Here is a 12,246-nt window from a genome sequence, read left to right as displayed (position 1 = left end):
AAACTGTCGGTGTCTCGGGTTACCGTGTTGATCGTGGGCATCACCGTGGGGTTCGACCTCGACATGACACTGATCGACGCCCGGCCGGGCATGGCCGCGGCGATGAACGCGCTGGGCGCCGAATCCGGCCTGCCGCTGGACGGCGAGGCGTTCGCGGCCAACCTGGGGCCGCCGCTCGACGACATCCTGCGCGGCTTCGAAGCGCCCGAGGAACGCATCCCGGGGCTCGTCGACCGGTTCCGCGCGATGTACCCGGAAGTGGTCGTGCCGAGTGCGGTCGCGCTGCCGGGCGCGGCCGAGTCACTCCGCGCGGTGCACGCCGCGGGCGGGCGCACGCTGGTCGTCACCGGGAAGTACGGGCCCAACGCGCAGCTGCACGTGGACGCGCTCGGGCTGGACGTCGACGAAGTCGTCGGCGAACTGTGGTCGACGCAGAAGGCCGAGGCGCTCCTCGCCCACGACGCCCGGGTGTATGTCGGAGATCACGCGGGCGATGTCCGAGGTGCTCTCGCCGCCGGGGCGATCGCCGTCGGCGTCACCACCGGGCCGTGTGATCGCACGCTGCTGCTGAGCGAAGGAGCGGAGGTGGTGTTCGAGTCGCTGACGGAGTTCCCGGCGTGGTTCGAGAAGACGTTCGCGGCGGTGCCCTAGTTCTTGGCTCGGGCCTCGATCACCAGGGCGATCAGGCCGAGGAGCAGGCCCAGCGGCGTGATGACCCCGGCGGCGACCGACAGCCAGATCGGCAGGTTCTCCAGGCCGGCGGCGAACATGATGAACACCGCCAGCACGGCGAGCATGCCGAGGCCGAAAAGCCCGATGCCGACGCGCATCAGGAACGGTTTGCCGGGAGCGGCCACACCGGCCTCCTTCGTCGTGCTCTTCATGACGCATGAGGGTATCCGCCGGTATCGACTTCTCCCCAGGGGCTGTGGCGAGATACCCTTTACCCAGCGCGCCCTGGGTACGCCCCGGGCGCGTTCGTCGTGAGCGGACAGCAGAAGGACTGGTGAGGGAAGTGCCGACCGGCAAGGTCAAGTGGTACGACGCGGAGAAGGGGTTCGGGTTCGTCACGCAGGACGGTGGCGCCGACGTCTACATTCGCAAGGCCGCGCTGCCGCAGGGCGTCGAGGGGCTGAAGGCCGGACAGCGGCTGGAGTTCGGCGTCGCCGACGGCCGCCGCGGGCCGCAGGCGCTCTCCGTCCGGCTGCTCGACCCGCCGCCGTCCGTCGCCGAAGCGCGCCGCCGCCCGGCCGAGGAGCTGCACGGCCTGATCGAGGACATGATCAAGCTCCTGGAGCTCAAGGTGCAGCCGGACCTGCGGCGCAACCGCTACCCGGACCGCAAGCACACCAAGCAGATCGCCGAAATCATGCGCGCGGTCGCCCGGGACATCGACCCCTAAGCCTCCAGCCGGAGACCCCAGACGTCGCTGGGCAGCAGGCCCGATTCACCGGTGCTCGAGTTGAGCACGGCGGTGTACTTCTGCACGTCCACCGCCGAAATGCGGTCGGCGGGCGTCGGGGGCATCACCGTGTAGGCGTAGCGGTCCAGCGACGTGAACGGGATCGGGTCGCTCTGCTTGAACTCGCCCTGCGGGGTGACGTACTCGTAGACGATCTGCCACGGCGCGTCCGCGACCTCGCCGGGCACCGAGATCTGCACCGGCTTGCCCGGGCGCACCTTGAGCGTCTTTGTGTCGCCCGTGGCGCTGCACGGCTGCGCGAGCTGCCGGGAGTAGTCGCACGAGAGCACCGGCGTCGTGTTGATCGTGTGGCCGTCGGCGTAGAAGGTGACCTCGGCCGGGCCGGGCGCCGAGCAGCCGGCCACCGCGAACCCACCGGCCGCAAGCAGGGCCACCACCCGGGAACGTCGCATGGGCCCAGACCCTACCGGCGGGCCGTCGGGTCCCGGGGCAGGCCCTGGGCCGGGAAGCTGCCGGTCGGCTCGGGGCGCAGCGGCCGGTCGCCGCCGAGGCCCGGCACGAGCGACCCGCCGCGGCGCACCAGGTACGTCTGGGTCAGGCCGACCGCCAGCAGGATGCTGATCACCAGGAAGCCGATCCAGTACGTCGGCGGCAGCAGCAGGCCGACCGCCCCGCCGAGGCACCAGGCCAGCTGCAGCACGGTTTCCGACCGGCCGAACGCCGACGCGCGCGACTCCTCGGGCAGGTCTTCCTGGATGACGGCGTCGAGGCTGATCTTGGCCAGCGCGCTGGCCGTCGCGCCGATCAGGCCGACGATCGCGGCCGTGGCCAGGCCGGGCAGGAGCGTCGCGACCAGCGCGGCGAGCACGCAGCCCGCCACGCAGCCGACGATCACCTGGTCGGGGCTGCCGAAGTGCAGGCGCGAACCCAGCGCGTTGCCGAGGAACCCGCCGGCGCCCGCCGCGGCGCCGATCACGCCGAGCAGCAGCAGCTGCATGAACGGCGTCTGCCCGCTGCCCTCGGTCTGCGCCTTGACCGCGAACGCGGCGAACATCATGAGGAAGCCGGTGAGCACGCGCACCGAGCCGTTGCCCCACAGCGCGACGACGATGTGGCGGCCCAGCGGCTGACGGCGCTTCTTCTCCTTCGGGTGCGCCGACAGGGACGTCGGCACCTCGCCCTCGGTCGCCTCCACCCAGGCCGGGATCCGCATCGACTGCACGGCGGCGGCGACGCAGATCAGCGCGGTGAACCACAGGGCGCCCGCCGAGCCGGTGATCGCGTTGACGCCGCTGGCCAGCGCGCCGAACACACCCGCCGCGACCAGGCCGAACGTGGTCAGCCGGGCGTTCGTCTTGGAGAGCGTGATCTCCGACGGCAGCACCCGCGGTGTCACCGCGGCCTTGAGCACGGTGAACGACTTCGACAGCACCATCATCCCGAGCGCGGCCGGGTAGAGCAGCCAGTCGTCGAAGTGCAGCGCCATCACGACGGCCATCAGGCCCTGGCCGATCGAGGAGGCGCACATCGCCAGCCGCCGGCCGCGCTGCACCTTGTCGAGCGCGGGCCCGATCACCGGCGCGACCAGCGCGAACGGCGCGATCGTGATGAGCAGGTAGAGCGCGACCTTGCCCTTGCTCTCGCCGCTGGTCGCGGCGAAGAAGAGCGTGTTGGCCAGCGCGATCGCCATGGCCGCGTCGCTGGCGTAATTGAGCATCACGGCGTAGGTCAGCGAGGTGAGGCCGGACTTCTCGGCGCCGTCGGCCTTCGTCGCGCGCTGGAAGGCGTCGACGGCCTGGCCGGTCAGCTGCCGGCTGCGCATCGCCGCCACCCGAGTGACGGTGATCTTCTTCGGCAGCTTCGGCGTGCCGCCCGGCGTGCGCGGCTCTTCCCGCGGCGGCGGCGGCCCCGGCTCCGGCGGCCGCGGTTCGCCCGCGTAGCCGCCGGTGTCGTAGTGCTCGTACTCACCGCTGCCGGGGTGGCGTTCGCCCTGGTAGAAGCCGCCGGGCGGCTCGCGGCGCACGGGCTCGGTGCGGTGCGGGTCGTAGGGCCGGGCCCCGCGCGGCGGCGGCCGGTGATTCATCGGCGCGGCCGCGGTGGGTGCTTCGTCGGCGTTGGGCACGCGGCCGTCGTGGAACCCGGCGCGCGGGGGCGGCGGATTGCCGTGCTCGACGGGGCGCTGGACGCGGGTGGGCGGCGGGCCGCCCTGCGCCACGGGCCGCTGGACGCGGGTGGGGGGCGGCGGGCTGCCGTGCTCGGCGCGCGGCGCGGCGGCGTCCCGCCAGGACCGAGCCTGGGCGGCGCCCGGCTCGGGCGTCCAGCGCCGCTTGGACTTCCGGCCGCGCTGCTGCGAGCCGGAGCCGTCGGAGCGGGAGCCGAAGAGTGCCACGTGTCAATCCTGCCTTACCGGGGGTCGGTTCCGCCTGCTCATCCGTGCTTTCCGGCCGGAGCCGGGACGAACCTCACCCGGAACGTGGTCGGCCACTGCTTCCCGGTGAGCAGGAAATCGCCGGTGCCCGGGACGGCGGCGATACCGTTGAGCACGTCTTCGGCGCCGGTCGCCTTCACCTTCGCACGCAGCTGACCTGCGTCGATCGTCCCGGTGACGCGCCCGGTGGCGGCGTCGATCCGCAGCACGGTGTCGGTGTGCCAAACGTTTGCGTAGACGTCCCCGCCGACGCATTCGAGCTCGTTGAGCTGGTCGCGCCCGACGTCGACGCTCCCGGTGACGGCGAAGGTCTTCGGGTCCCGGAAGGTGAGCTGCGCCGAGCCGTTGCTCATGACCAGGCGGCCGTCGGCCTGGTGGCACAGGCCCCAGCCCTCACCCTGGAAGGGGACCCGCCGCAGCTCGGCGAGGGTGGTGGCGTCCCGTTCGATGGCGACGCCGTCCTGCCAGGTGAGCTGCCACAGCGTCGGCCCGAGGACGGTGACGCCCTCGCCGAACATCGGCGACGGCAGCGTGGCCGTGGTCCGCGGCGGCCCGCCGGCGGGGCCCGCGGTGAGCGTGGACTTCCCGGCGAGCCCGGTGCTCTCGTACAGCGTGTCACCGGCGAACTCGAGGCCTTCGGTGAAGGCGGCGGGATCGTGCGGCAGGGTCGCGAGGACCTGGACGGTGAGCCGTTCCGGCCCGGGTTCTTGCGCTGGAGCGCTGGCGCAGCCACCGAGGGCGGCGGCCAGCAGCAGGACGGTGACGATCGGCGTGCGCACGATGAACAGCCTGGCACGGGCGCCGCGGATGCGTGCGGCACAATTGGCCGCATGACTTTGCTGCTGACCCTGGACGACGGTTCCGTGCAGCGCAAACTCGCCGACGCGGTGGAGTTCGCGCGAGCTGCGGTGCTGGAGGACGCACCCGAGGAGCAGCTCGGCGCCCACGTGGGTGTCACCCGCGAGGACGCGGTCACGGCAAGTCACCTGTTCGAGGCCCAGGTCCCGGGCTACGGAGGCTGGCGCTGGTCGGTCACGGTGGCCCTGGCGGGCGACGACGAGCCGGTGACGGTCAGCGAAGTGGTCCTGGTCCCGGGCCCCTCGGCGCTGGTGGCCCCGGCCTGGGTGCCGTGGGAGCGCCGAGTCCGAGCGGGCGACCTCGGAGTGGGCGACATCTTCCCCACGGCGGAGAACGACCCCCGCCTGGCCCCGGCATACATGCAATCGGACGACCCGGCGGTGGAGGAGACGGCCCGGGAGATCGGCTTGGGCCGAGTCCACACGCTGTCCCGCTTCGGCCGCACGGAGGCGGCGGCCCGCTGGCACGCGGGCGAGTTCGGACCGAGGTCCGACATGGCCCGAAGCGCGCCGGACGTGTGCGGGACGTGCGGGTTCTTCGTGCCACTGGCGGGTTCGCTGCGCGGAGTGTTCGGGGTGTGCACCAACGACATCGCCCCAGCGGACGGCCACGTGGTGGACGTGGAGTACGGGTGCGGAGCGCACTCGGAGGTCGAGGTCGAGGTGACGTCGTCGGTCCCGGTGGCGGAGCTGGTTTATGACGACTCACTGCTGGACTTTGAGCCGGTGGCGGAGGTGGAGGCTGAGGCGAAGCCGGAGGCGGGAGCTGAGGCGGCGGCGGAGCCGGAGGTCGCGGAGCCGGAGGCGGCCGAGGTGGAAGCGACTGCCGAAGCGAAGCTGCAGGCCGCGGAGCCGGAGGCCGCGGAGCCGGTAGCGGCGGGGGAGCCGGAGGCGGCCGCGGTCGAAGCGACTGCCGAGGCAAAGCCGCAAGCTGCGGTGGAGTCCGAGCCGGAAGTGGCCGAGGAGAAGCCGCGGGCTGCGGAGCCGGTGGCAGCTGAGGCGGAGGCCACTGATCCGGAGGCCGCGAAGCCTCAGGCGGGAGAGCCCGAGCTGGCGGTAGCAGCTACCGAGCCGGAAGCGGCTGAGGCCGAGCCGGTGGCGGCAGAGGTGGAGTCGGCGGCGGCGGAGGCTGAGACGGGGATAGCGGAGTCGGACGTATCGCCGGCGGAGGTGGAGCCGGAGCTGACGCAGATTCAGGTGGCTGCCGAGCCAGAGGTCGTGCAGGGTGAGCCCGCGGCCGAAGCGGCAGTGGCTGAGCCTGTGGCGGCGGAACCCGAGCCGGTGGCTGTGGAAGCGGCTGTCGATCCGGCCGCGGCGGTGGCGGAGCCGGTTGAGGCGGCGGCTGAAGGTGCGGCAGAGCCGGTTGCGGCCGACGAGATTGCCGAGCCGGGGGATGCGGCGGTGGCTGAGCCGGTCGAGGCAGCCGAGCCGGTGGCGGCGGAGGAACCAGCGGCGATCGAGTCGGCGGCGGGGGCCGTGGCCGATGCGCCGGAGCACGTTGCTTCGGATGTCGTTGAGGCCGTCGCGGCGCCGGTTGAGGGTGCGTCCGAGGTGGACGCTGTGGGCGCCGTTGATCCGGCTGCTGCGGTGGCCGAGCCAGGCGAAGGACCTGAGCCGACGGCCGATCAGATCGCCACGCCCGCCGAGGCTTCGGTTGTCGCGGAGGCTGAGCCCGTGGTCCCCGAAGCACCCGCTGATGAGCCCGCCGTGACCGATGTGCCGGAGCCCTCCGAAGCGGAGCCCACCCAGGCTGAGGTGACCGATGCCGTCGCCACCGAGGCCGCCGGTGATGAAGCTCAGGCTCAGGTCGACGGCTCTCCCGAACGGTGATCGGCGACACTCCTGAACCGGGCGATCCCTTCGGGACCGCCCGGCTTCGTGAAGCCACCCTGCGGTCCTGGCGGGACTCGCCCACCCGGCTCACCGAAGACACCAACGTCGAACGCGATCTTCGGGTCGGGGCCTACCGGGATCGGCTCTTCGTCGAACTTGCGCAGAACGCCGCCGATGCCGCCATGGCCGGTGGGAAGCCCGGGCGGGTGCGGGTGTCTCTTGTGGACAACGAACTGCGGTTCGCCAACACCGGCGCTCCGCTCGACGCCCGGGGTGTCGCCTCGCTCGCCTCGCTGCGGGCCTCCGGCAAGACCGGCGAAACCGTCGGGCGCTTCGGTGTCGGGTTCGCCGCCGTGCGGACCGTTTCCGATGAACCCCGCGTTGTCTCCGGCACCGGCGGGGTCGCCTTTTCCGCCCAGCGCACCCGGGAAGCCGCCGGGATCGCCGGCGACGTTCCCGTCCTTCGGCTTCCGTGGCCCGTCCCGGCCGATGTGCCGCCCGGGTTCGACACCGAAGTCCGGCTGCCCCTTCGGGATGGTGTCGACGGGCGTGCCCTTCTCGACGACCTTGCGCGGGACGTCGCCGATCTGCTGCTCGCCCTGCCCTGGCTGGCAGAGTTCGAAGTAGATGATCGCGTTTGGACACGTGAAGCCGACGGTGACTTCGTCGTAATCCGCGGCCCGGAACGGGAAACGCGCTGGCTGACTCATCGCGGTGACGTCGTGTGGGCCGTTCCGGTCGACTCCGAGGGGGTGCCCCAGCCGCTTCTCGAGGACGTTCTGCGCGCCCCGACGCCCACCGATGACGGGCTGTCGCTGCCCGCTCGGCTGCTTGCCTCCGTTCCGGTCGAACCGTCGCGGCGGCGCGCGCTTCCTGGACCCGAACTGGCGCAAGCGCTCGAGGCGGCCGCGAAAGAGTACGTCGGGCTCGTGCGGTTGCTGCCGCCCGAACAGCGGTTCGCGCTTGTTCCGGCTCCGGGGTTTCCGAAGTCCACTGTGGATAACAAGCTTCGCGACGAAGTGCTGGCGGCGCTCAGCGTGGAACCGTGGCTGTCTACTGAGGACGGCAAAGAGGTTTCCGGTCGTCAGGCTCGGGTGCTCGACGTTGAGGTGCCTGGGCTGTCCGCGCTTCTGAAGGACCTCGTGCCGGGGCTGATCGACGGGCCTGCGCAGGTTCTCAAAGTCGTTGCGGTGCAGGTGATCGGCATCGAAGAGGTGCTGGACACGCTGACCGGCGTCACCCGGGATCCGGGCTGGTGGCGGGACCTCTACGCCGCACTGGCGATCGCCGTCGAGTCGCACGCTCTGGCCGGGGAACGGCTGGACGGGCTTCCCGTCCCTCTGTCCGACGGGCGAACGCTGCCGGGTGCTCGAGGCTGCCTGCTCGTCGAAGGCTCGGCCGAACTGCTCGACCTGCTGTCCGATGTGGATATTCCGGGCCTGCGGCTGGTGCACCCCGCCGCCTCGCATCCGCTGCTGGAACGGCTGGGCGCCAAGCATGCCGATGCCCGGGAGCTGCTCAACGCCGACCAGCTGCGGGACGCCGTCGAGCGCAGTGTCGAGGACGTCCGGTCCGGTTTGGACGGTACGACGCTCGCCGGTGCCGTGCTGCGGCTGATCGCCGACTGCGGGGACGATGCCCCGCGCTGGGTCGGAGCGCTCGCCCTGCCCGGCACCGACACCTGGCGCCGCGCCGACGAGCTGGTCCTCCCGAACTCGCCGCTCCTCGACATCTTCGACGAAGAGGTCTTCGAGGAAGACGGCGCCATGGACGTCCTCGACGAGGACTTCGCCGGCGACTGGCCGCAAAGCACCCTCGAAGCCGCCGGCGTGCTCGACTCCTTCGCCGTGGTCGTCGACGACGAACCGCACGAACCCGACCACGATCTGCCCGACGAAGAAGCCTGGTGGGATTCGCTGCCGGAACCGCCGTCGACGCTCGTCGCGATCCGGGACCTCGATCTCGTCGCCGACGACGCCTGGCCCGCCGCCTTGCGCCTCCTCGCGGCCCGGCCGGAGACCTGGCAGGCCCTGCGCGCGCCGAACGGGCACGCCGCCTGGTGGATCGCGCAGTACGCCGTGCTCGAGGGAGCCGCGCCGAACGAGTGGCGGCTGCCGGACGCCGATCTGGCGGGGCTCTTCGACGAGATTCCCGACGTCGGCCTGAGCGAGGAGCTCCTCGAGATCGCCGGCGTGCGCAAAGACCTCGATCTGTCCACTGTGGATGAGGCCAGGGACCTCCTCACCCGGCTCGCCGACCCGGACCGCGAGGTGTCGCTCGGGCTGACCACGCGCGCCTACGACGCCGTCGTCGAGGCCGGAGTGGACCCGGGTGTGCCGCGGGCCGTCCGAGCCGCCGATGGGTCCGTTGTGGACGACGCGCTGGTGCTGGACGTGCCGTGGGTCGCCGGGGCGCTCGAACCCAGCCGGTACGTGGTCGCCCCCGAGGACCCGGAGCGGCTTGCCGACCTGCTCGACCTGCCGCTCGCCAGCACGGAGGAAGCCCGGGTCGTCAGCGAAGGCGAGTACGCGCCCTGGGCCGAGCTGCCCGCGCTGAAGCTCGTCGCCGACCAGCTCGGCATCCGGGTCCCGGACGGCGGTGTGCTGGTGCACGACCCGCTCACCGTGCGCATCCAGGACGCCGACCACGACGTCCCGTGGTGGTCCGATGACCGGCTGCACGCGGCCGACACGTCGGAGGGCCTGGCGCGCGCGTTCGCCTGGGCGGCCGGGCGCTGGCCCGACCGGCACCTGATCACGGCGCTGCTGGACGACCCCTCGCCGAGGACGATGCTGGGTTAGAGGCGCTGAGCCGACTTCGAGCCGCGGCGGGCGGCGGCGCGCTGCCAGGCGATGATCGCCATGCCGATGAAGCCGAGCGCGAAACCGGACAGCGCCGTCTGCACCCACAGCCCCGAAGTCGTGAAGAAGAGCACCACCAGCGCGACAGCCCAGATCGAGGTGCCTACGATCACCACCGGCGTCAGGTCGGTCAGCTTCTTGGGCAGCTCCGGCGTGTGCCGCAACGAGCCCGTAACCTCCGGTGGATTGATCGGTTCACTCACGAGGTGCAGGGTACTCCGCAGCAGCGAGAGAATGGGCAGGCGAATGGCGGAGCAGGAGACGACCCGCACCGGGACGTCCACACTGGACCGGTTCTTCAAGATCACCGAGCGGGGGTCGACCGTCTCGCGCGAGCTGCGCGGCGGCCTGGTCACCTTCGTCACGATGGCCTACATCGTGGTGCTGAACCCGCTGATCATCGGCAGCTTCTCGGCCGACGACGCGGGCGCGCACAAGGACGTCCTCGGCGGCATCCTGCCGGTACCGCAGGTCGCCGCGGTGACCGCGCTCGTCGCCGGCGTGCTGACCATCCTCATGGGCCTGATCGCGAACTACCCGTTCGCCATCGCGACCGGCCTGGGCATCAACAGCCTGGTCGCGGTCACCATCGCCCCGCAGATGACCTGGCCCGAGGCGATGGGCCTGGTGGTCATCGAGGGCGTGATCATCGTCCTGCTGGTGCTCACCGGGTTCCGCACCGCGGTGTTCCGGGCCGTGCCGGCCGCGCTGAAGTCCGCGATCGCCGTCGGCATCGGCGTGTTCATCTGCCTGATCGGCCTGGTCGACGCCGGTTTCGTGCGCCGGCTGCCGGACGCCGCGCACACCACCGTCCCGGTCGGCCTCGGCATCAACGGCTCGATCGCCTCCTGGCCGACCGCGGTGTTCGTCGTCGGCCTGCTGGTCACCGGCATCCTGGTCGTCCGCAAGGTCAAGGGCGCGATCCTGATCGGCGTGCTGAGCTCGACCGTGCTGGCCATCGTCGTCGAGGCGATCGTCAACGCCGGGCCGTCGAAGGGCACCGACCCGAAGGGCTGGAACCTCGGCTACCCGGCGCTGCCGGACCAGGTGTTCGGCCTGCCGAACCTGTCGCTCGTCGGCGACGTCTCCTTCGGCGCCTGGACGCGGCTGCCGATCATCACCGTCTGCCTGCTGGTGTTCACCCTGGTGCTCGCCGACTTCTTCGACGCCATGGGCACCATGACCGGCCTCGCGAAGGAGGCCGACCTGCTCCCGGAGGACGGCCAGCTGCCCAACGTCGGCAAGGCGCTGTTCGTCGAGGGCCTCGCGGGCGCGGCCGGCGGCTTCGGCTCGGCCAGCTCGAACACGGTGTTCGTCGAGTCGGCGTCCGGCATCGCCGAGGGCGCGCGGACCGGCCTGGCGAACATCGTCACCGGCGTGCTGTTCCTCGCCGCGATGTTCCTGACGCCGCTGTACCAGGTGGTGCCGGTCGAGGCGGCCGCGCCGGCGCTGGTCGTCGTCGGCGCGATGCTGATGTCGCAGGTCCGCGAGATCGACTTCACCGACTTCTCGATCGCGCTGCCGGCGTTCCTGACCATCGTCGTCATGCCGTTCACGTACTCGATCGCGAACGGCATCGGCGCCGGCTTCGTCAGCTACGTCGTCATCCGCGCGGCCACCGGCAAGGCCCGCCAGGTGCACCCGCTGATGTGGGTGATCGCGCTGGCCTTCGTGGCGTACTTCGCCGTCGGGCCGATCCAGGCGGCGTTCCGGTGATCAGCCCGGCGCGCTGACCTTCATCGCGGCGTCCAGCACGCCGCGGTTGCGGTCGAACTCGGCGGGCGGCGCCTCGTAGCGGATCGTGACGAGGCTGTCGCCCGCGCCGACCCCGATGACGGCGGCCCGTTCGGGGTGGCCGTCGCGGAGGTAGGTGTAGTCCCATTCCGCCGCGTCCGGGATGTCGCCGGCCTGCGCGGGCTTGACGACCGAGCTGTCCTGGTGCGCCTTCGCGGCCACGGCTTCGAGCCCGCTCAGTGCGTCCTCCTGCGTGATCGGCACCTTGTCGGTCTCCAGGAGGAGCTGACCGCTGCGGTAGCTCGCCCGGTCATTCTCGCGGGTGACGGCCCAGCCCGCCGGGACCGGGATCTCGATCGACCAGCCGCGCCCGCCGGCCGCATCGGGGAAGCGGTAGACCTCCAGAGACCCCTGGACGATGGCGGAAGCCGGCGTCGACGGTGGTGGTGCGGGCGCGGCCGCGGGCGCGTCGTCACCGCCGCCCAGGAACTGCGCCGCCACCACCGCCAGGACCGCCACGCCGACGACGGCCGAGCCCACCAGCTTCTTGTTCATCGTGCTCCCCAGGGTTTCGCTCCTGGTGAGGACGCGCGACCGTATTCCAGGTTGCGGGTTGACGGAGATCACCCGCTCGGCCGAAGTTTCGTAAGGTATGCTAACTATATGCCCGGCGACACGCACGAACGCTCGTTGGCGAGCCGTCTGCGTCTCGCGGTGGTCCGGCTCAACCGCCGGCTGCGGGCACAGCGCGTCGGGGACGACCTCACGCTGACGCAGGTCGCCGCGCTGTCCACCCTCCACAAGTGCGGTGCGCTGACCCCGGGTCAGCTCGCCGCGAAGGAAGGCGTCCAGCCCCCTTCGATGACGAGGGTGATCGCCGCGCTCGAGGAGCTGCGGTTCGTCGAGCGGCGCCCGCACCCGACCGATGGCAGGCAGGCCATCGTCGAGCTGTCCGAGAGCGGGCTGGCCTACGTGCAGAAGGCCATCTCCGTGCGGGAGGCGTGGCTGGACCGGCAATTGGCGGAACTCGGCGACGAAGAGCGGGAAGTGCTCTCCAAAGCCGCCGAAATCATAGACAGGATGGCGGGGAACTAACCACGGTGACGGCCA

Annotated in this window: 11 protein-coding genes and 1 pseudogene; 6 read left to right on the top strand and 6 right to left on the bottom strand. The window is 71.6% G+C overall.

Translation table 11 applies throughout. The annotated features are described in order from the left end of the window. Positions 1–33 precede the first annotated feature (33 nt). Positions 34–648: pseudogene (locus H5965_RS07955) on the top strand (HAD family hydrolase); the annotation flags it as partial. Here the strand turns inward: H5965_RS07955 and H5965_RS07950 are convergent. Next, positions 648–884, bottom strand: coding sequence for a hypothetical protein (locus H5965_RS07950; RefSeq protein WP_176174588.1), 237 nt, complete (start codon positions 882–884; stop codon positions 648–650). The pseudogene H5965_RS07955 and the gene H5965_RS07950 overlap by 1 nt on opposite strands. Positions 885–1,015: 131 nt before the next feature. Between H5965_RS07950 and H5965_RS07945 the strand changes: the two genes are divergently transcribed. Then, positions 1,016–1,402 (top strand): cold-shock protein, encoded by a 387-nt coding sequence (locus H5965_RS07945; RefSeq protein WP_013230216.1) that lies wholly within the window; start codon positions 1,016–1,018, stop codon positions 1,400–1,402. Here H5965_RS07945 and H5965_RS07940 read toward each other — a convergent pair. The 3 genes from H5965_RS07940 to H5965_RS07930 are packed head-to-tail and all read right to left on the bottom strand — an operon-like array spanning position 1,399 to position 4,630. Beyond that, positions 1,399–1,875 carry a DUF2771 family protein gene (locus tag H5965_RS07940; protein ID WP_310968700.1) on the bottom strand — a complete coding sequence of 159 codons (477 nt, stop codon included), beginning with the start codon at positions 1,873–1,875 and terminating at the stop codon, positions 1,399–1,401. The genes H5965_RS07945 and H5965_RS07940 overlap by 4 nt on opposite strands. Positions 1,876–1,886: 11 nt before the next feature. Then, positions 1,887–3,812, bottom strand: a complete 1,926-nt coding sequence (locus tag H5965_RS07935; RefSeq protein WP_310968699.1) for an MFS transporter — start codon at positions 3,810–3,812, stop codon at positions 1,887–1,889. 38 nt (positions 3,813–3,850) lie between these two features. Next, complete coding sequence (locus H5965_RS07930) at positions 3,851–4,630, bottom strand: glutaminyl-peptide cyclotransferase (RefSeq protein WP_310968697.1); 780 nt, start codon at positions 4,628–4,630, stop codon at positions 3,851–3,853. Positions 4,631–4,681: 51 nt separating this feature from the next. Between H5965_RS07930 and H5965_RS07925 the strand changes: the two genes are divergently transcribed. Together H5965_RS07925 and H5965_RS07920 are read left to right on the top strand one after the other, a co-directional pair. Then, on the top strand, positions 4,682–6,538 hold the full coding sequence (locus tag H5965_RS07925; protein ID WP_310968696.1) for a DUF3027 domain-containing protein: 1,857 nt from the start codon (positions 4,682–4,684) through the stop codon (positions 6,536–6,538). Beyond that, positions 6,535–9,342, top strand: a complete 2,808-nt coding sequence (locus H5965_RS07920; RefSeq protein ID WP_310968695.1) for a sacsin N-terminal ATP-binding-like domain-containing protein — start codon at positions 6,535–6,537, stop codon at positions 9,340–9,342. Before H5965_RS07925 ends, H5965_RS07920 begins: the two co-directional genes overlap by 4 nt. On the opposite strand, the gene H5965_RS07915 is transcribed toward H5965_RS07920, so the two are convergent. Next, on the bottom strand, positions 9,339–9,566 hold the full coding sequence (locus tag H5965_RS07915) for a DUF2530 domain-containing protein (protein WP_310969660.1): 228 nt from the start codon (positions 9,564–9,566) through the stop codon (positions 9,339–9,341). The genes H5965_RS07920 and H5965_RS07915 overlap by 4 nt on opposite strands. An 82-nt stretch (positions 9,567–9,648) precedes the next feature. Between H5965_RS07915 and H5965_RS07910 the strand changes: the two genes are divergently transcribed. Beyond that, entirely contained in the window at positions 9,649–11,118 is a 1,470-nt protein-coding gene (locus H5965_RS07910) for an NCS2 family permease (RefSeq protein WP_310969659.1), read from the top strand. Here H5965_RS07910 and H5965_RS07905 read toward each other — a convergent pair whose 3' ends face one another. Further along, entirely contained in the window at positions 11,119–11,691 is a 573-nt protein-coding gene (locus H5965_RS07905; protein ID WP_310968694.1) for a hypothetical protein, read from the bottom strand. It lies immediately after the preceding gene. 108 nt (positions 11,692–11,799) lie between these two features. Between H5965_RS07905 and H5965_RS07900 the strand changes: the two genes are divergently transcribed. Beyond that, entirely contained in the window at positions 11,800–12,231 is a 432-nt protein-coding gene (locus H5965_RS07900) for a MarR family transcriptional regulator (RefSeq protein WP_310968693.1), read from the top strand. The last annotated feature ends 15 nt before the right edge of the window (positions 12,232–12,246 follow it).

This window comes from Amycolatopsis sp. 505 (assembly GCF_031625235.1).
In the GTDB taxonomy this organism is placed as follows: domain Bacteria; phylum Actinomycetota; class Actinomycetes; order Mycobacteriales; family Pseudonocardiaceae; genus Amycolatopsis.
Note: the sequence above shows the minus strand (reverse complement) of the source record. Positions and strands in the feature narration are given on the sequence as shown.

Excerpts from the sequence above, each read along its gene's own strand:
- H5965_RS07905 (WP_310968694.1), bottom strand. The coding sequence starts at position 11,691 with ATGAACAAGAAGCTGGTGGGCTCGGCCGTCGTCGGCGTGGCGGTCCTG.
- H5965_RS07925 (WP_310968696.1), top strand. The coding sequence starts at position 4,682 with ATGACTTTGCTGCTGACCCTGGACGACGGTTCCGTGCAGCGCAAACTC.
- H5965_RS07950 (WP_176174588.1), bottom strand. The coding sequence starts at position 884 with ATGAAGAGCACGACGAAGGAGGCCGGTGTGGCCGCTCCCGGCAAACCG.
- H5965_RS07910 (WP_310969659.1), top strand. The coding sequence starts at position 9,649 with ATGGCGGAGCAGGAGACGACCCGCACCGGGACGTCCACACTGGACCGG.
- H5965_RS07940 (WP_310968700.1), bottom strand. The coding sequence starts at position 1,875 with ATGCGACGTTCCCGGGTGGTGGCCCTGCTTGCGGCCGGTGGGTTCGCG.
- H5965_RS07900 (WP_310968693.1), top strand. The coding sequence starts at position 11,800 with ATGCCCGGCGACACGCACGAACGCTCGTTGGCGAGCCGTCTGCGTCTC.